The sequence below is a fragment of the Streptomyces sp. NPDC056231 genome, assembly GCF_048270745.1.
Lineage (GTDB): Bacteria > Actinomycetota > Actinomycetes > Streptomycetales > Streptomycetaceae > Streptomyces.
The window spans coordinates 1-17,992 of record NZ_JBLVKW010000037.1 but is presented as its reverse complement, the minus strand read 5'-3'; the positions used below and the strand labels follow the sequence as shown (position 1 = coordinate 17,992).

Below are 17,992 nucleotides of genomic sequence, written 5' to 3'. Positions count from 1 at the left end.
GGCGGTCCGTATCAGGCGGACCGCCCTCCTGCCTCTTGACTACGCCTTGGCGGCTACCGCCGGATCACGCCGCGGGCGATCCGTAGATGCCCATCTCGTAGACCGAGTAGCCCCAGGTCGTCTTCCGCTTGACGCCCTGCATTCGGACATACTGCACCGCACTGCTGGAGTTGATCTTGATTACGTCATTGCCGCAGCTGTCGGGGTTCTGGGTGGCTGCCTCGCTCCAGTTCGTCCCGTCCAGAGAGGTCTGGATCTGGTACTCCGTCGCGCAGGCGCCCTCCCAGGCGAGGGTTACCGCTGCGACCTTGGCGGGGGCGGCGAGCTTCACCTGGACCCACTCGTTGTCGCTGTAGCCGGATGCCCAACGGGTGCCGAGCTGACCGTCGTTGACGTACCGGGCCGAGAGCCGGTCGAGGTTCTGCTCGACGCTGGATGCACTCGCCGTGCCCTTCAGTGCGAGGTTCTCCGAGCCGCCCGCGGCATCCCACAGCTGAAGCCGGATGTCCGCCTGGATGAGGAAGGAGTCGAGTACCCCGTCGCCGACCTTGGGCTGGGCCTTGCCCCAGGTGTTGCGCGCCGGATCGACCCGTACGGCCCGGGCCTGCTTCTGCAGGGCCTCGGAGTCGGCGAGCAGCGCCTCGGCCTTCTCCTTGTCACCGGCCTGCCGGGCTGCGAGCGCGTCCAGTGTCTTCACCATCGACATGCCCCACAGCTGGGTGGCGTCAAGCCAGGGCTCGGCATCGGCGGCGAAGCCCTGCTCCACCGATCCGGCGCGGATGGCGGCGGGGGCGTCCTCGATTTCGTTCGCGTAGGTCCGCAGCGCCTTGACAGAACTGGTGCGGTCGCCCGCGTCCCATGTCTTCCAGAACTCGGCTACCCGGCCGGCGAGTTCGGGTGCCTGGGACTGCCAGGGGGTGGTGCCGAAGGTCGGGGCCAGGTGTTCCAGGTCGGCGAAGACGAGCAGCGCGTCGGTGGCCCGGCGGTCACCGCCCGCGAGGTAGGCCATGGCTCGCGCCCAGCTCGCCTTCGCGTCGTACGCCTTGTCGTTCCAGGTGAAGTCCGCGGCGCCGAAGACCGCGACCTTGCTGGCGTACGGCTGGTTCATCGGGTTGGCAACGATGCCGGAGAGGTGGCTGGACAGGCCCGCCTCGCGCTTGTCGTACGGGGCGAGCAGCAGCCGGCCGCTGGTGTTGCCGTAGTCGTTGACCGGGTAGTTGTCCCAGACGAAGACCTTGCGGCCGAAGAGCTTCGAGGCACCGTCGGCCTGCTCGTTGGTGATCGCGGGCGGTACGACGTCGGTACCGGTCCACATGACGACGACGGCCGGGTCCAGGGTGGCCCGCATCGTCTGCTTGTAGCTGGTGTCGGTCAGGTCGCCGTACTCGGTCGGCACCATCTGCAGCGGGCGGGCGCCCTCGTGAGTGGCGATGAAATTCTGCTGGAGGTCGTTGAGCAGGTCGACCTGGGCCTTCGCGGCCGCGGTGCGTCCCGGCTGGCCGTACGCCGCCTGGTCGGCCGCGCAGTTCCATCTGGTGTAGCTGATGTCGTCCAGCGGGATGGAGAAGGACCGGGTGCCCAGATCGTAGAGGGCCTGGAGCTTGGCCTTGAGTGCCTTGCGGTCGTCGGAGTTGGAGTAGCAGATCGATCCGCCGGGTGAGACCGCGAACGTGAAGCGGACGTGGTTCGCGGTGGCCCGGTTCACCAGCTCGCCCAGTTCGGCGAGTTTGTCGGTGGGATAGGGTTCGCGCCACTTGTCGCGGTGGTAGGGGTCGTCCTTGGGCGCATAGATGTAGGTGTTGGCCTTGACGTCGCCGTAGAAGTCCATCTGGTCCAGCCGCTCGGCGTGCGTCCAGGGCTGACCGTAGAAGCCCTCGATCGTGCCGCGCAGCGGCATCGACGGGAAGTCACTGATCTGTGCGCCCGCCACCTGCCAGTCGTCGCCCTGGCGTTGGAAGAGCTGGCGCAGCGTCTGCACCGCGTAGAACTGGCCCGTCGCGTCCGTGCCTCCGAGGGCGACCTGCCGGTGCGGGGCCTGTCCCGACACACGCAGGGCGTAACCCTCGGCGTGGTGGGCGACGGCGGTGTCACCCAGCGCGCTTGCGATGTCCGGGCGTTCGGCGGATCCAAGCCTGATGGTGAGCAAACCTGCTGCTCCCGAGGGGACTTCGCCAGGGGCGACGACATCGACGCGCGCGGCGCCGTGCTTCTTCACTTCGCGGATCAGCCGGTCACGGGCGGCCGCGTCCGTGTGGTCGTCCGCGACCACGAGCACCCGTCCCGTTACGGTCGCGTCGCGTCCGGCGCGGGTGATGGACTGCGGGGTGGGGGAAACCGGCGGCAGGGGGCCGGCGTCGGCCGAGGCCGCGTCCGGAAGCGGCTGGGCGCTGGCGGCGTGCGGCAGCACCCCGAGCACCATGGCGCTTGCTATTGCGAACATTCCTGCGGCGATCCTGCGTCTTGCCATGAAGATCTCCAAGCTGGTCTAGACCGCGACGACCACAAAAGGTTACTGCTGAAACTCAGTTCACTGTCAACAGGTCCGACCTATTGGATTAGACCACTAGAGTCGCTACGTTTCGCTGGAGCCAACCACGGAGTCCAAGGCAAACATGATGAAGGGGAGAGCTCTGTGATCAACCGCAGGTCGGCCGTGGCATGCGGCGCGCTCACCGCGTCGGCCCTGCTCAGCTGCGTCGGGGGCCGCTCGGACGGCAGCCGAGGTGAAGCGTGCCGCAGGGTGCGCATCCGGCGCCGCGGACACATGCGCGCCACTCACGATCCCGGCCGTACGCGATGTCGCGGCGGCGCCGGGGCGCTGGCGGCCGGGCCCCGCCACCCGCATCGTCCTGGTGCCGGGCTCCGCCGGGCGGCTTGCCAAAAGGGCGAGCTGAGCGGCCGCATCACCGACTGGCCAACGTACACACAGCGCGGCCCGATGGTCGACGTCGGCCGCACACACCTCACACCGGGCTGGCTGGAAGGGAAGATCCGCTAACCGGCCTGGCTCAAGCTCAATGTGCTGCGCGAACGTTTCACCCCGGGCGAGAAGCCGGAGGTCCTGGTGATCGACGGCGTGCGGCTGGGCCTTGCGGTGTGTTACGACGCGGCCGTCCCGGAACACGCCGCCGAGACCGCCGCGCTCGACATCGACGCGTATGTGGCCGGCACGCTCTACGGTGCGGGTCCCGAGTCCGCGGCCCGGCGCGACGGGCACATGAGGGAGCGGGCGCTCGCTCACGGGGTGTGGGTGGTGCCGGCCACCTCGGCGAGGGCCAGCGGTACGTATCCGGAGACGTCCGGGGGTTCCGGGGTATGGGTCCGGACGGAGCGGTGGTCGTGCAGGCCGGGCCGGAGGCCGGCGTCCTGGTGTCCGCTGCGATCGGAGGAACCGTGCCTGCCTGAGGTGTGTCCGGCGGATCAGGGACGACAGGGCCCAGGCCTTTCTTTCGGATCAAAGGCCTGGGGCGAGCATCTCCGCCGTGATCGCCCAGCGTTCGTGGTCCCGCCACGCCCCGTCGATGAAGAGGAAATCCGGCGACAAGCCTTCGAGCCGGAATCCGGCCCGGCGCACGAGGGCGATCGAGCCCTTGTTGCCGGGCTGGATGTTCGCTTCCAGACGGTGCAGGCCGAGCGGTCCGAAGGCGTACCGCAGCACCAGACCGAGCCCTTCGCTCATCAGGCCACGCCCCGAGGCGTGGGCGAACGCCCCATATCCCAGGGCACCGCAGCGGAACGCACCGCGGAAGATGTTGTTGATGTTGATGAAGCCGGCGAGGGGACCGCTCCCGGCCCCGTCGACGGCCGTGCGCTCGCAGACGAGGAAGCCCGCCTTTGTGGGGTCCTCGATCAGCCTGCCCGCGTAAGCGGCGTACGCGCGCGCGTCGTCGGGCGGGAACAGCCAGGGGCGGTGCAGGTCGCCGCTCTCCTTGACCCGGCTGGTGAACTCCTCGGCGTCCGCGGGGGTGAAGGGGCGGATCCCCACGCGCGAGCCCTCGGCCAGGTAGACGTTGTCAGACATCCGGACAGCGTAAGGGCCGCTCACCTGGGCCGGCGGCGGAACAGATAGCCGCCGCACACCATTCCGGCCGCGAACATCGCGACCAGCACCACGTACAGGGGCAGTGTCACCAGCGGGATCAGCAGACGGATGGTGACCTCGCCGGTGTTCTCGGCGATGAAGACGACCGACAGGACCGCGATGACGAGGACAACGATGCGGGACGGTGAGAACGGTCCGACGCTGCCCCTGCCACCGCTCGATACGTCCTTCGGGCTCATGGCTGCGCCCCTTCCCTGGTCCTGATACGCCACCGCCCCCGACTCCAGGATGCCCCCAGCCCGCGCCCGGGGTGCGGTGGCGTGCGGCCGTACAGGTGACGGTCCGTTCCGGGGCAGTTCATCCGTCCTGCGACCACAGGCAGCTCCAGCACGCCGGGGTCCTGCGGGCTGCTGACGACGGTGGCCGGTTGGCTGCCACCATTGCCGAAGTAAGCGCCGTCACCGGCCGCTCACGAATTCGAGCCGGCGCCCCTCCTCGTACCGGTACACGATGCCCGGCAGTGCAGGGTGAACGGCCGGGTGACGTCGGGCACCCGCAGCGGCCGGACCCGGTGTTCAGATCAGCGCGGGCACCTCGACCGTGAGCGTGCCCGGACCGCCGTCCTCCGGCGCGTCCAGCACCGCGGGCACACCGAGCGGAATCGTCAGCGCCGTCGGACCGTGGCCGAAGCCCAGCTCCTCGACGACGGGCACGCCCAGCCCGCCGAGCCGGTCGGCCAGGACCGCACGCACCTCCTCGTACGGTTCGCAGCCCTGCCAGGAGCCGCAGGCGACCCCGGAAACCCCGGACAGCGCCCCGGCCCGCAGCAGCTGGGTGAAGATGCGGTCGAGGCGGTACGGATCCTCCGTCGTGTCCTCGATCATCAGCAGCCCGCCGTGGGCGGACGTCCGGGCCTGCGGGGTGCCGATGTCGGCGGCGAGCAGGCTCACGCAGCCGCCGTACGTGATGCCGCTGCCCCGGCCGGGCACCAGCACCCCGGACGTGCGAAGGCCCAGGGTCCGTACCGACTCCGGCTCGAACAGGGTGGCCCGCAGCGACTCCTGGGTGTCCGGGTCCTTGAGGAAGGTCTCCGTGGCGACCATCGGTCCGTGCAGCGTCGAGAGCCCCATGCGCTGGGCGAACGCCTCGTGCAGCACGGTGATGTCGCTGTAGCCGACGAACACCTTGGGCCCGGCCGCGCGCATCGCCGCCCAGTCGACCAGGTCGACCATGCGGTGCGCCCCGTATCCGCCGCGGGCGCACAGCACCGCGTCGAAAGACGGGTCGCACCAGGCCTGCTCAACGTCGCGGGCCCGCGCCTCGTCCGTACCGGCGAGATAGCCCAACTCCGGGTGTACATCGCGGACATGGGGCATCTCGACGGGCTCCAGGCCCCAGCCGCGCAGCACGTCCAGACCCGCCTCGAGGCGGTCGCCCGGCACTGGTCCGCTGGGCGACACGACAGCGACCCTGGCGCCCGGTCGCAGGCGGGCGGCGCGGGTCAGGGGAGTCAGTGTCACTTCTTCAGCTCCAGTTGTGATATGTCGGGACGGTCGATGCCGAAGGTCTGGGCGTAGAGGGAGAGTTCGGCCTCCAGTGCGGCGATCAGGGTGTCTGCACGCCGGAATCCATGGCTCTCCCCCTCGAACGTCAGATACGCGTGCGGGATGCCGCGCCCTTCGATGGCGGTCAGGAACCGCTCGCACTGGACCGGTGGGCAGATCACGTCGTCCATCCCCTGGAGCAGCAGGAACGGTGTGGTCAGCCGGTCGGAGCGGTTGATCGGCGACCGCGCGCGGTAGCGATCCGGGACCTCGGCGAGCGGGCCGATCAGGGACTCCAGGTACTGCGACTCGAAGTCATGGGTCTCGTCGGTGCCCCAGCCGGTCAGGTCGAGGATCGGATAGCTGACGGTGCCGCAGGCGTAGACGTCGGTGCTGGTCAGCGACGCGGCGGTGGTCCAGCCGCCGGCGCTGCCACCGCGAATGGCGAGCCGGCCCGGGTCGGCCATGCCCTCGGCTGCCAGCGCCCGGGCGACGGCGGCGCAGTCCTCCACGTCGACGATGCCCCACTGTTCGCGCAGCCGGTTGCGGTAGGCCCTGCCGTAACCGGTGGAGCCGCCGTAGTTGACCTCGGCGACACCGATGCCGCGCGAGGTGAAGTAGGCGATCTCCAGGTCGAGGACGAGCGCGGCACGCCCGGTGGGACCACCGTGCGCCCACACGACGTAGGGCGGCAACTCGTCTTCGTGCCCCTCCCGTTCGGGGTTACGGGGCGGATGGATGTGGGCGTGGATGTCACGGCCTTCGGGCCCGGTGAAGGTGCGGTTCTGCGGTGCGGGATAGTACGCGGGGTCGACCGCGTCGCGGTGCTGCGCGCCGATGATCCGGGTGCGGCCCGTCGCGGTGTCCAGCTCCACCACCTCGTACGCGCTCTGCGGACTCGCCGCGACGCCGATGACCTGGCTGCCGTGAACGGCGAGCGTCTCGGCCCACTCGGTCCAGGGTCCGGCGGTGTCGGCGAGTTCGCCGGTCTCCGGGTCGAGGATGCCGAGCGTGGTGGTGCCCTTGCCGTGGATGGTGGCGATCAGCCCGTTCTCCAGCGGGCGGAACCAGCTGAGCCCGATCTTCCAGAGCGGCCCGGCGAACTCCTGCTCCCGTGTGCAGAGCGCCACCGTGCCCCGGTGCGGATCGGCGCGGTACAGGTTCCACCAGCCGCTGCGGTCGCTCGCGAAGAGGAGCTGTCCGTCGGTGGTCCATTCGATCTGCGGCACCGATTCCCCGGATCCGCCGCCGAAGCTCCCGGCGCTGCGGAACGTACCGTCGTCGGTGACGTCGGCGAGCATCACCTCGGTGCCGTCCCACGGCATCCGCGGATGGTCCCAGGCGATCCACGCGACGCGCCGCCCGTCGGGCGACAGCTTCGGCCCGGTCACGAAGCGGTGCCGGTCGTCGGAGAGTTCGCGTACCGCGCCGCGGTCGTCGGCCGCGGATCCGTCCAGCGGTACGGCGGCGATCACCCGGCGCAGGTCGGTGGGTGCCTCGCCGGTGAACTCCTCCAGGACGCACCACACTTCGCCCCGCTCGCCCCGGTCGAGGTGCAGCTGCGGATCGACCCAGCGCAGTCCGCCGCCGACGGCCGAGACCGGGGTGAGCGGCCATGGTTCGTCGGGCCCGTCGGGCGCGTACGCGTACAGCCGCTGGTCGGTGAAGTTCACGAAGACGATCAGCGGTCCGGCGTCGGCGCGCCCGGCACCGGCCCAGGGCAGTCCGCCGTACTCGATGACGCGGCTGCGTACGTTCCACGGAACGGGCAGCACGGATTCGGTGGTCCCGTCCGCCCGGCGGCGGACCAGTGCGCGGCGGCCCGCCTCGGCCGGGCGCGGCTCCGTCCACCACATCTCGTCGCCGACCGCGCCGACGTACTCCGGGCGGCCGTCGTGCGAGGCGGCCAGCCGTGCGTCGATCGGCGACGGCCATGTTCCGTAGGCCCCTGTGGACACCATGTTCAATCCCCCCGTGCGGGTCAGGCCGTGCGCAGATAGTGGTCGAGTACGCGGACGCCGAAGTGCAGTGCCTCGACGGGCACGCGTTCGTCGACGCCGTGGAAGAGCGCCTGGTAGTCGAAGCCGACCGGGAGCTTCAGCGGTGAGAAGCCGTAGCCGGTGATGCCGAGACGGGAGAACTGCTTGGCGTCCGTGCCGCCCGACATGCAGTACGGCACAACATGGCCGTCCGGGTCGAAGCGTTCGACGGCGGCGCGCAGCTTCGCGTACGTCGGTGAGTCGACCGGCGCCTGCAGAGCGACCTCGCGGTGGTGGAACTCCCAGTCGACGTCCGGTCCGGTCAGCCGGTCCAGGGTGGCGTGGAACTCGTCCTCGCCACCGGGCACCGTCCGGCCGTCGATGTAGGCGAGGGCACGGCCGGGGATCACGTTGACCTTGTACCCGGCCTCGAGCATCGTCGGGTTGGAGCTGTTCCTGACGGTCGGCTCGACGAGGGCCGCGGCCAATCCGAGCTTTCCGAGCAGTTCGTCCACGTCGAACCCGGGGGCGTCGACATCGGCGCGGATGCCGTGCAGGGCGGCGATCTCGGTGAGGGCGGCGCGTACGGTCGGGGTGAGCCGTACCGGCCATTCGTGCGTGCCGATCCGGGCGACGGCCGCGGCGAGTGCGGTGACTGCGTTGGCCCTGTTGACCTTTGAGCCGTGCCCGGCCTTGCCGTGGGCGGTGAGCTTCAGCCATCCGGTCCCGCGCTCGCCCGCGGCAATGGGGTAGAGCGACATCCCCGGTCCGGCGTGGAAGGTGAAGGCGCCGGATTCACTGATGCCCTCCGTGCACCCTTCGAAGAGTTCGGGGTGCCGGTCGGCGAGGAAGCCGGAGCCGTCCTCCGCGCTGGCCTCCTCGTCGGCGGTGTACGCGATCACGATGTCCCGGCGGGGCCGGACACCGGCCCGGGCCCAGGCCCGGACGACGGCGAGGACCATCGCGTCCATGTTCTTCATGTCGATGGCGCCGCGGCCCCAGACGACACCGTCGCGGACCTCCCCGGAGAAGGGATGCACGGTCCAGTCGTCGGCCTCGGCGGGCACGACGTCGAGGTGCCCGTGGACGAGGAGCGCGTCGGCGGACGGGTCGGTGCCCTCGATCCTGGCGACCACGTTGGTGCGGCCCGGGGTGCGTTCGAGCAGCTGGGGTGCAAGTCCGGCGGCGGCCAGCCGTTCGGCGACGTACTCGGCGGCCGGGCGCTCCCGGCAATCGCCGCCGCCGCGGTTGGTCGTGTCGATCCGGATCAGTTCGGACGTGAACGTCACGGATTCGTCGAGTGCCAGGCCGTCGACGGAGTCCTGGGGGGTGGTCGCCTCAGCCATACTGCTCCTCCACGGCGGACGACACGATCGTCGTCACCGCCTTGAACGTGCGAATACCTTCGTACATCGTCGCGCTGGTGTAGGCGACGCGCCGCTCGCCACTGGGGACCACGCCGGGAACAACGGTGGCCGCCATGGCCAGATGCTCGGCATCGAACTCCAGCTCCACCGTGAACGGGCCGCCCCGCACCGGTTCGACGCGCCCGGCGAGCGAGGTGGCCTCCTTGGCGGCCGCGCGGATGTCGGCCGCGGTACGAGCGGGGGTCCGGCACACCGCGGCGTACCGCGACACATAGTCCTTCACCGCGACCTTGCGGGCGGCGGGGGCGTATCCGCCGGCGTCCACGCAGGTCAGGTCGTCGCCGGTGACGAGGACGACGGGCACGCCGTACTCCGCGGCGACATGTGCGTTGAGCAGTCCCTCGCTGGCGCGGACCCCGTTCAGCCACACGCCGGTGATGGAGTTGGCCAGGAACGTGTGGGCGAGCACGCCCTCCGAACCGGCTCCCGTGTGGTAGCCGACGAAGGCGATCGCTTCGACGTCACCGTGCTGGATGCCCTCCATCATGCTGAGGGACTTGTGCCTCCCGGTGAGCATCTGGACCCGCTCGTCGAGCCGCTCCAGCAGCAGGTTCCGCATGGACCAGTGGGCCTCGTTGATCAGTACCTCGTCGGCGCCCCCGTCGTAGAAGCCGAGGGCCGCCGCGTTCACATCGGAGGTGAACATCGATCGGCAGCGCTCCCACTGCGGTGTCCCGGGCAGCACATCGGCCGGCCAGGTCACGCCCGTGGCACCTTCCATGTCCGCGCTGATGAGGATCTTCACGGTGTATCGGTCCTCTCGCAAGTGAGCAGGCATGCGTCCCGGCCGTGACAGCGGTTGCCGGCCTCGGCCCCGGAGGAACGCCCGACAGACTCCCGAAGCGGCTGTTCGCGAAGGGAGATCTTCATGCGGCAACACCGTACGCGGCGGCGGAGCCCCAGGCCAGAGGTGTTGTCAGCTCCAGAGGTCCAGTCCTCTGCCGAATCAGTCGGACGGCGGCAGGCCCGACGGATCCCGGTGACCGGCCCCTCAACGGCCCCTGGGGGCCAGGATCCCGTGACTGGGCCGGTGCGCCCCCGCGCGCGCCGCCGCGCACAACGCCGGGCCGGACGTGGCGTCAGTCCTCATGACCGAGCTGCAGGTCACGCTCGGTGCGTCCGCCGCCCGCGACCTGAAGCACGGTGGCCACCGGCGGGTACCCCGCCGCGATGACGGTGTACTCGCCGGTCGACAGGTCCACGAAGCGGAACGCCCCGTCGGGCCCGGTCGTCAGGGTGTCGACGACATTGCCCGCCGCGTCCAGGAGCGTGACCCGGGCGTCCTCGACGAGCCGTCCTCCGCTCGCCCGTACGACGCCGCGCAGCACCGCTCCGCCGGCCAGTTCGATGTCCTGCCGGGTCTCCCTGGCCGCTTGCACACTGACCGGCAGCGCAGCGGGCCGGAAGGCGGGGGCGCTGGCGGCGAGGGTGTATTCGCCGGCCACCAACTCCGAGATCACATAGCCGCCTTCACGGCCGCTGCGGGTGGACGCGACGACTTCGCCGCGCACATCGGTGAGCGTGACGGCGGCGTCCCGCACCGGGATCCCGTCGGCCGTGAGGACGGTCCCGGCCAGCCGGCCCGCACCGCCGAGCACCACGTCGAGCTCGACGGGCCGCTCGCCGACGGTGACGCTGACGGCCTGCGGCTGGTGCCCTCCGGCCGCCGCGATGAGGACGTACGAACCGGAGCCGGGCACGCTCAGCGCGTACCGCCCGTCGTCGCCGCTCGCGCCGCGGCCGACCTGCTTCCCCTGAATGTCGATCAGGGTGAGGGCGGCGCGTGGGACCTTCGTACCGTCGGGGTGCTGGACGCAGCCGCACACCGGGACGCCCGACAGGTAGACGGGCGGTGGCGGGGCCTGGGTGGTGCGGGCGGCCGGGATGGGGGTGGCGGGCTCGGCGGCTGCGGATTCGGGGCTGTGGTGGGACACCAGCGGTTTCTCCTTGAGGAAGAAGGCGATGACGAGGCCGAGTGCGAGCACCGGCACGAGGTAAAGGAAGATCCGCGGCATCGCGTCGGCGTACGCCTGGATGTAGCTGTCGCGGAGGGCCGGCTCCATGGCGTGGACCAGCTGCGGGGTGATCGACTCGGGGTCGGGGAGGTCGGCGCCGGAGGGGAGGCGGACGGCGAGGGCGTCGGCGAGACGGCCCGCGAAGAGCGTTCCGAAGACGGCGGCGCCGACGCTGCCGCCGATCTGCCGGAAGTAGTTGTTCGCGCTGGTGGCGGTGCCGAGGTCGGCGGGTGGTACGGAGTTCTGCACGGCAAGGACGAGCACCGGCATGATCAGGCCGATCCCGATGCCGAGGACGGCCTGCGCGATGCTGTACTCGAGGCGTGGGGTGTCGGTTTCGAGGCGGGAGAGCAGCCACATGCCGACCACCGAGATCGCACTCCCGACGATCGGGTAGACGCGGTAGCGGCCGGTACGGGAGATCAGCTGGCCGGAGACGACGGACGCGCCGACGATACCGCCCATCATCGGGAGCATCAGCAGCCCGGATTCGGTGGCGGTGGCGCCGTCGACCATCTGCAAGAACGTCGGCAGATAGCTGGCGGCGCCGAACAGTGCGACGCCGACGACCGCGCCGACGAGCGCGGTCACATTGAAGATCGAGTCGCGGAACAGCCTCAGCGGGATGACCGGTTCGGGCGCGTGGCGCTCAACGACCAGGAAGAGCAGAGCCGTTCCGACGGCCCCGGCGCCCAGCCCGAGGATGGTGCGCGAGCCCCAGGCGTACTCCGTACCGCCCCAACTGGTCAGCAGCACCAAACAGGTGGAGGCGGCGGCCAGCAGCAGTGCGCCGAGCACATCGAGCCGGGGCCGGACGTCGGGTTTGGGGAGTTTCAGCACGACGGTGATGACGGCCAGTGTGACCAGTCCGAACGGGACGTTGATGTAGAAGCACCAGCGCCAGGAAGCGTGGTCGGTGAAGAACCCGCCGAGCAGCGGTCCGGCGACGGACGCGAGACCGAAGGCGGCGCCGATCAGCCCCATGAAACGGCCGCGCTCGCGGGGTGGTACGACGTCCGCGATGATCGCCTGGACCCCGATCATGAGCCCGCCGCCGCCGATGCCCTGGACAGCACGGAAGGCGATCAGCTCGTCCATGGTCCGGGACCAGCCGGCCAGCGCGGAGCCGACGACGAAGACGACGATGGCGAACTGGAAGACGCTCTTGCGGCCGAAGAGATCGCCGAGCTTGCCGTAGATCGGCAGCCCGATGGTGGAGGCGAGGAGATAGGCGGTGACGGCCCAGGACATCTTCTCCAGGCCGTGCAGCTCACCGACGATCTTCGGCAGTGCGGTGGCGACGATCATCTGGTCGAGCGCCGCGAGCAGCAGGGTGAGCATCAGCCCGAGGAAAACCAGCCGGATCCGGCGGGGGCTGATCTCCGCGGCGTCGGGACCCGGTGGCGGCGAGGGCAAAGTCCCCGCACCGGGCAGGGCGGCGGTCCGAGCACTGTGCGGATCCGCGGTCGCCGTCTCGACGTCGCCCTCCGCACCGTCCGGTTCGTCCTTCACCAGAGTGATCCCACCCGCCACGTGCCGCTCCCCTCGTCGCATCTGCGCCGCCCATTTCTCGCATTGCGCGACAAGAGAGGGCAAACGCGACGGGGGGCGCTGACGGCGCACTCGGGGGGCTTATCCCCCGGTGGGAGCCACTACGGCGCACTACCGACCGGCCGGGAAAACCACCCGAACCGGTGAGGCCGGTCAGCGATACGTGAGGCTACTTCTCGACCTTCGACGCGAGGTTCTGCAACAGCTCGTCGTAGATGCGCCCAAGACCCTTGGGCGCGAAGGCCCTCTCGAAGAATCCACCGATGCCGCCCGCGCCGTTCCAGACGGTCGAGACGACGGTCTTTGACCGGCCCTCACCGGCCGGGGTGACGGTCCACGTGGTGACCATCGACGAGTTGCGGTCCTTCTCGACGAGCTGCCCGTCGGTCGGCTCGGTCACGTCGAGCAGGCAGTCGCGGACCCGCTTGCTGGTGGCCTGAAGCTTCCAGTGGACGAGGGTACCTTCGCCGTCACCGCCCTCGCGGACCTCGTACTCGCTGAACTGGCCGGGCAGGACCTTGCCCCGGACCTCCTGGTAGTCGGCAAGCGCGTCGAACACCGTCTCCGCGTCCGCCGCGATGATCCGCTCTGTCGTGGCCTCGACCTGCGCCATGCCTGTTCCTCCAGCACTTCGATTGTTCGGGGGTGTGCTGAGCCAATCACCTCCGGCACGCCGGTCAAAATCCGGGCCGGGACGAAGGGAAAAAAACGATCACGGGAACAGGTGCTCCATTCTCCGGGACGGGCACGTTCTTCGCCGCGGACGCGGCGACCACGCGCACCTTGGACAACGGCCCGCCCGGCGGCCGCCGCCGGACGGCCCCGAGTCCACCGCGCGTCGAGCCTGTTCTGAACCCCCGTCACCAGCTCGGCAAACGGGTCAACTCTCACCCGATCATGTCCTTCCGTGTCCGAATGCGGGGAGCATGCGGCGGGGGCTGTGCCACACGCAGCCGCATTCCCCCACCACGGGAGGCCATATGACGAATCGTTCAGTAATTCTGATCGCCGTCGGTGCGACGTTCGCCGGTCTGGTGACCGCCGTGCCGTCCCCGGCGGCCGCCACCGATGTCGCACCTCATGCCGCGCAACTCCGCTGGACCCGCTGTGGCACCAAGGCGTATCCGAAACTGCAGTGCTCAAAGGTCAGTACACCGCTCAATCATGACAATCCGTCGGGTCGGCGGATCACGCTCGCCCTGTCCCGCATCCCGCACACCGCGAAGACCTCGCAGGGTCCGCTTTTCGTCAACCCCGGGGGTCCTGGCGGCAGCGGGCTGACCATGGCCGGGTTCGTGGCCTCCTCGCTCCCGAAGGATGTCGCCGCGCAGTACGACGTGATCGGGTTCGACCCGCGCGGGGTCGGGAAGAGCTCCCCGGCGCTGGACTGCGTACCCAAGTACTTCAAGCCGCCGCGGCCCGACTCGGTGCCGCGGACCCTCGCCGCGGAGCGGACCCGCCGCGACCGGGCGCGCAACTTCGCCGCGGAGTGCGGCAGGAAGTACCCCGACCTGCTGCCGTACATGGACACGGTCAGCGCCGCCAAGGACCTCGATGTGATCCGGCGGGCCACCGGCGCCCCGAAAATCAACTACTTCGGGTACTCGTACGGTACGTACCTGGGCGCGGTGTACGCGAAGCTGTTCCCGCAGCGGGTGCGGCGGCTGGTGCTCGACTCGAACGTCGACCCGGAAGGTGTCTGGTACGAGGACAACATCGGCCAGAACTACGCGTTCGACGCCCGCCAGAAGGCGTTCGCCGCATGGGTGGCGAAGCACCACGCGACGTACCGGCTCGGCAACGACCCGGCGAAGGTCGAGGCAGCCTGGTACCGGATGCGCGACGCGGTGCGGAAACAGCCCGCGGGCAAGAAGGTCGGCCCGAGCGAGCTGGAGGAGACCTTCCTGCCGGGCGGCTACTACAACGGGTACTGGCCCTATCTGGCCGACGCGTTCGCCGCGTACGTGAACCACAAGGACCAGACCGCGCTCGTCACCGCGTACGACCAGCTCGGTGCCGTCGACGCGAAGGGCGACAACGGCTACTCGGTGTACCTGGCCGTGCAGTGCCGCGACTCCCGGTGGCCGCTGAGCTGGAAGACCTGGCGCAACGACAGCTGGAAGGTGCACGCCAAAGCGCCCTTCTACACCTGGAGCAACACCTGGTACAACGCGCCGTGCGCCTCCTGGCCGGTGGCGCCGCTGAATCCGGTGCGGGTCTCGAACCACGCGATCCCGCCGGCGCTCCTCTTCCAGGCCACGGAGGACGCGGCCACACCGTACGCGGGCGGCGTCACCCTGCACCGGCGGCTCCACGGCTCCAGCCTGGTCGTCGAACAGGGCGGCGGCAACCACGGTGTCACGCTGAGCGGCAACGCATGCCTGGACACATACCTGACGGACTATCTCGCCAAGGGCACCGTCCCTCGCGGCAACGGCCGCCTCGGCGACGTGGACGCGGTGTGCGGGACGTCGCCCGACCCGAAGCCGCTGACCGCCGAGGCAGCGAGGTCGGCGACGCGCGCGAATAACAAGGGCGGCACGTTGCACGGTCTGCTCGGCTTCCACGGCTGAGGGGGGCGGGTCCGGCGAAGGGAGCCGGCCCCGCCCGTCCGCCGTTCCGTCCTCAATCGCCGGACGCGCCCGGCGACGGCAGCCGGCTGATCGCCCGCTCCGCCGCTCCGGCCAGCCTGGGGTGCGGCAGTGCCGCCTCCAGGACCGGGCGGGCCCGCGCGTCGCCGAGCTGCCCCAGACCCTCCACACAGGCCAGCGCGACGCGCCAGTGCGGCTCGTCCGGCCCCAGCAGCCGCTCCAGGGTGCTGATCAGCGCCGGGACGGACTCGGGGGCCCGCAGGGCGGTGAGCAGACGGACCGGGTGCAGGGCGTACGCGGTGCGCAGGGTGTTCGTGGCGAGCGCGGCGGCGGCACGCGGGGTGCGGGGGTCGCCCAGGCGCACCAGGGCGTGGGCCGCGGAGACACACCGCTCCGGATCGCGGTGGTTGAGCAGCAGGACCAGCGCCTCGAAGGCCCGCCGGTCACCGCCGCAGCCGAGCCGGAACGCGGCGATCTCACGCGCCCAGAGCGGTCGCTCCCGTTCGACGAGGACCCGGGCCAGTTCCTCGTCGTCGTCGGTGGCGAGCAGTCTGCGGTACGCAGCCGACTCCCCCGCCTCGTCCGCCAGCCGGTCGGTCAGCGACCGGAACTCCTCGTCCATGACTCCGAGGGTATCGGCGGCCACGGTGAGTGTGACCCGTCGCACAGCGAATCGGGGCTGGCGCGCTCGTTACTCGCCGGTTAATCTCATGTGAGCGGGACACCATCCCCGCCGACTCCAGTGGCCTGGTGACGCAGCCACCCGGAGTGCTTGTCGGTTCGGCAGCTTTGTGAGACGCGACTCCGGGACAGAGTCCGTCGCTCCCTCTCCCGTCCGGGCGTGCCTCCCGCACCCCCGGCCAGGAGTACCTCGACACGCGATTCCCGCACACCATGCGCTGGTTCGGACCCTTGCGGCCCCAGCCGATCTGTGCGCCCACTCAGTCGTCACTCATCCTCTGGAGTCCCGTGATGGACACCCCTCTCTCCACCATCGCCGTCGTCGGTCTCGGCACCATGGGCATCGGCATCGCCGAGGTCCTGACCCGGGCCGGCCGCGAGGTCATCGGTATCGACGTCAGCGACGCGGCCGCCCGTCAGGCCGTCGCTGCCCTGGAGGCCTCCACCGCCCGCGCCGTGCAGAAGGAGCGGATCACCGAGGAGGAGCGCCTGGACGCGCTCGCCCGGTTCCGTACCTTCTCCGACCTGCAAGCCGTGGCAGACGCCCAGCTCGTCATCGAGGTCGTGCCCGAGTCGTACGAGCTCAAGCAGCAGCTCTTCCGCGAACTCGACGCGATCGTCTCCCCCACCACGATCCTGGCGACCGGCACGAACGCCCTGTCGGTGACCCGGCTCGCGGCCGAGTCGCAGCACCCCGAGCGCGTGCTGGGCCTGCACTTCTTCAACCCGGCGCCCGCGATGAAGCTGGTCGAGGTGGTCTCCTCGGTGCTGACCGCGCCGCCGGCCGTCGAGGCGGTCACGGAGCTCGCCCGCGAGCTCGGCAAGGAACCGGTTGCGGTGGGCGACCGGCCGGGTTTCGTCGCCGACGGGCTCCTTTTCGGCTACCTCAACCAGGCCGCCGCGATGTACGAGGCGAACTACGCCTCCCGTGAGGACATCGACGCGGCCATGAAGCTGGGCTGCGGGCTGCCGATGGGCCCCCTCGCCCTGCTCGACCTGATCGGCGTCGACACCGCCCGTACCGTCCTGGAGGCGATGTACTCCGCGTCGCACGACCGGCTGCACGCCCCCGCCCCGATCCTCAAGCAGCTCAGCGAGGCAGGTCTGACCGGCCGCAAGGCGGGCCGCGGCTTCTACACGTACGTGGCGCCGGGCAGCCAAACGGTGGTACCGGACGCGCAGACGCCGCTGGAGAGCGCCGGAGCGGAGGCCGGGCGCACGGTCCGGTCGGTGGGCGTCGCGGGCTCCGGGACGATGGCCTCGGGTATAGCGGAGGTCTTCGCGAAGGCCGGTTACGACGTGGTGCTCGCCGCGCGCAGCCAGGAGAAGGCGGACACCGCGAAGGGGAGGATCGCCAAGTCGCTGGAGCGTTCGGTCACCAAGGGGCGGCTGACGGCGGAGGCGCGGGACGAGACCCTGGGCCGGATCACCGCCGCCGGATCGCTGGACTCGTTCGCCGATGTCGACCTCGCGGTCGAGGCGGTCGCCGAGGATCTGGCGGTCAAACAGCAGCTGTTCGGCACGCTGGACAAGATCTGCAAGCCGGGCGCGGTGCTCGCCACGACCACCTCGTCGCTGCCGGTGGTGGCGTGCGCGCGGGCGACCTCGCGTCCGCAGGACGTCATCGGGATGCATTTCTTCAACCCGGCGCCCGCGATGAAGCTGGTCGAGGTGGTCCGTACGGTGCTGACCTCGGACGATGTTCACGCAACCGTCCGCGCGGTGTGCGGAAAGATCCGCAAGCACCCGGTGGACTGCGGGGACCGGGCCGGATTCATCGTGAACGCGCTGCTGTTCCCGTACCTCAACAACGCGATCAAGATGGTCGAGCAGCACTACGCGACCCTCGACGACATCGACGCCGCGATGAAGCTGGGCGGCGGCTACCCGATGGGCCCGTTCGAGCTCCTGGACGTCGTCGGGCTCGATGTCTCGCTCGCCATCGAAAAGGTGCTGCACAGCGAGTTCCGCGACCCGGGCCTGGCCCCGGCGCCGCTGCTGGAGCACTTGGTGGCGGCCGGCTGCCTCGGCCGCAAGACGGGGCGCGGCTTCCGCGAATATGCCCGGCGCTGAGGACCGGCAGGTGCCTGAACGGCGGACCGGTGCTCCGGCCGGGGCGGGCCCCCCCGGCCGGGGTCCCGCCGGGGCCCGGGCCCGCGGCC

At 70.4% G+C, this 17,992-nt stretch carries 12 protein-coding genes and 2 pseudogenes; 3 read left to right on the top strand and 11 right to left on the bottom strand.

The window, feature by feature from the left end; translation table 11 throughout:
- Window positions 1-64 precede the first annotated feature (64 nt).
- Window positions 65-2,467, bottom strand: a complete 2,403-nt coding sequence (locus ACNPQM_RS25460; RefSeq protein WP_418085849.1) for a beta-N-acetylglucosaminidase domain-containing protein — start codon at window positions 2,465-2,467, stop codon at window positions 65-67.
- Between the two features lie 552 nt (window positions 2,468-3,019).
- Here ACNPQM_RS25460 and ACNPQM_RS25455 point away from each other — a divergent pair.
- A pseudogene (locus ACNPQM_RS25455) lies at window positions 3,020-3,265 on the top strand (nitrilase-related carbon-nitrogen hydrolase); the annotation flags it as partial.
- 189 nt (window positions 3,266-3,454) lie between these two features.
- Here ACNPQM_RS25455 and ACNPQM_RS25450 read toward each other — a convergent pair.
- The 9 genes and pseudogenes from ACNPQM_RS25450 to ACNPQM_RS25410 form a co-directional block, all read right to left on the bottom strand.
- On the bottom strand, window positions 3,455-4,021 hold the full coding sequence (locus tag ACNPQM_RS25450; RefSeq protein WP_358858591.1) for a GNAT family N-acetyltransferase: 567 nt from the start codon (window positions 4,019-4,021) through the stop codon (window positions 3,455-3,457).
- A gap of 20 nt (window positions 4,022-4,041) precedes the next feature.
- A complete protein-coding gene (locus tag ACNPQM_RS25445) occupies window positions 4,042-4,281 on the bottom strand; it encodes a lipopolysaccharide assembly protein LapA domain-containing protein (protein ID WP_418085848.1) in 240 nt (79 codons plus the stop codon).
- Window positions 4,282-4,412: 131 nt separating this feature from the next.
- Window positions 4,413-4,610: pseudogene (locus tag ACNPQM_RS25440) on the bottom strand (peptidase S15); the annotation flags it as partial.
- Window positions 4,611-4,617: 7 nt separating this feature from the next.
- Window positions 4,618-5,562, bottom strand: a complete 945-nt coding sequence (locus ACNPQM_RS25435; protein WP_418085847.1) for a S66 peptidase family protein — start codon at window positions 5,560-5,562, stop codon at window positions 4,618-4,620.
- Window positions 5,559-7,547, bottom strand: coding sequence for a prolyl oligopeptidase family serine peptidase (locus tag ACNPQM_RS25430; protein WP_418085846.1), 1,989 nt, complete (start codon window positions 7,545-7,547; stop codon window positions 5,559-5,561). The genes ACNPQM_RS25435 and ACNPQM_RS25430 overlap by 4 nt, the downstream gene beginning before the upstream one ends.
- Window positions 7,548-7,567: 20 nt before the next feature.
- Entirely contained in the window at window positions 7,568-8,911 is a 1,344-nt protein-coding gene (locus tag ACNPQM_RS25425; RefSeq protein ID WP_418085845.1) for a M20/M25/M40 family metallo-hydrolase, read from the bottom strand.
- Window positions 8,904-9,737 carry a M55 family metallopeptidase gene (locus ACNPQM_RS25420; RefSeq protein WP_358858596.1) on the bottom strand — a complete coding sequence of 278 codons (834 nt, stop codon included), beginning with the start codon at window positions 9,735-9,737 and terminating at the stop codon, window positions 8,904-8,906. The genes ACNPQM_RS25425 and ACNPQM_RS25420 overlap by 8 nt, the downstream gene beginning before the upstream one ends.
- A 334-nt stretch (window positions 9,738-10,071) precedes the next feature.
- On the bottom strand, window positions 10,072-12,540 hold the full coding sequence (locus ACNPQM_RS25415; protein WP_418085844.1) for an MFS transporter: 2,469 nt from the start codon (window positions 12,538-12,540) through the stop codon (window positions 10,072-10,074).
- A 187-nt stretch (window positions 12,541-12,727) separates the two neighbouring features.
- A complete protein-coding gene (locus ACNPQM_RS25410) occupies window positions 12,728-13,171 on the bottom strand; it encodes an SRPBCC family protein (protein WP_418085843.1) in 444 nt (147 codons plus the stop codon).
- Window positions 13,172-13,538: 367 nt separating this feature from the next.
- On the opposite strand from ACNPQM_RS25410, the gene ACNPQM_RS25405 reads away from it, so the two are divergent.
- Window positions 13,539-15,131 (top strand): alpha/beta hydrolase, encoded by a 1,593-nt coding sequence (locus ACNPQM_RS25405; RefSeq protein ID WP_418085842.1) that lies wholly within the window; start codon window positions 13,539-13,541, stop codon window positions 15,129-15,131.
- A gap of 52 nt (window positions 15,132-15,183) precedes the next feature.
- Here ACNPQM_RS25405 and ACNPQM_RS25400 read toward each other — a convergent pair whose 3' ends face one another.
- Complete coding sequence (locus ACNPQM_RS25400; RefSeq protein ID WP_418085841.1) at window positions 15,184-15,771, bottom strand: adenylosuccinate lyase; 588 nt, start codon at window positions 15,769-15,771, stop codon at window positions 15,184-15,186.
- Window positions 15,772-16,121: 350 nt separating this feature from the next.
- Between ACNPQM_RS25400 and ACNPQM_RS25395 the strand changes: the two genes are divergently transcribed.
- Window positions 16,122-17,903: a 3-hydroxyacyl-CoA dehydrogenase family protein gene (locus ACNPQM_RS25395; RefSeq protein ID WP_418085840.1), complete on the top strand. Its 1,782-nt coding sequence runs from the start codon at window positions 16,122-16,124 to the stop codon at window positions 17,901-17,903.
- Window positions 17,904-17,992: the final 89 nt, after the last annotated feature.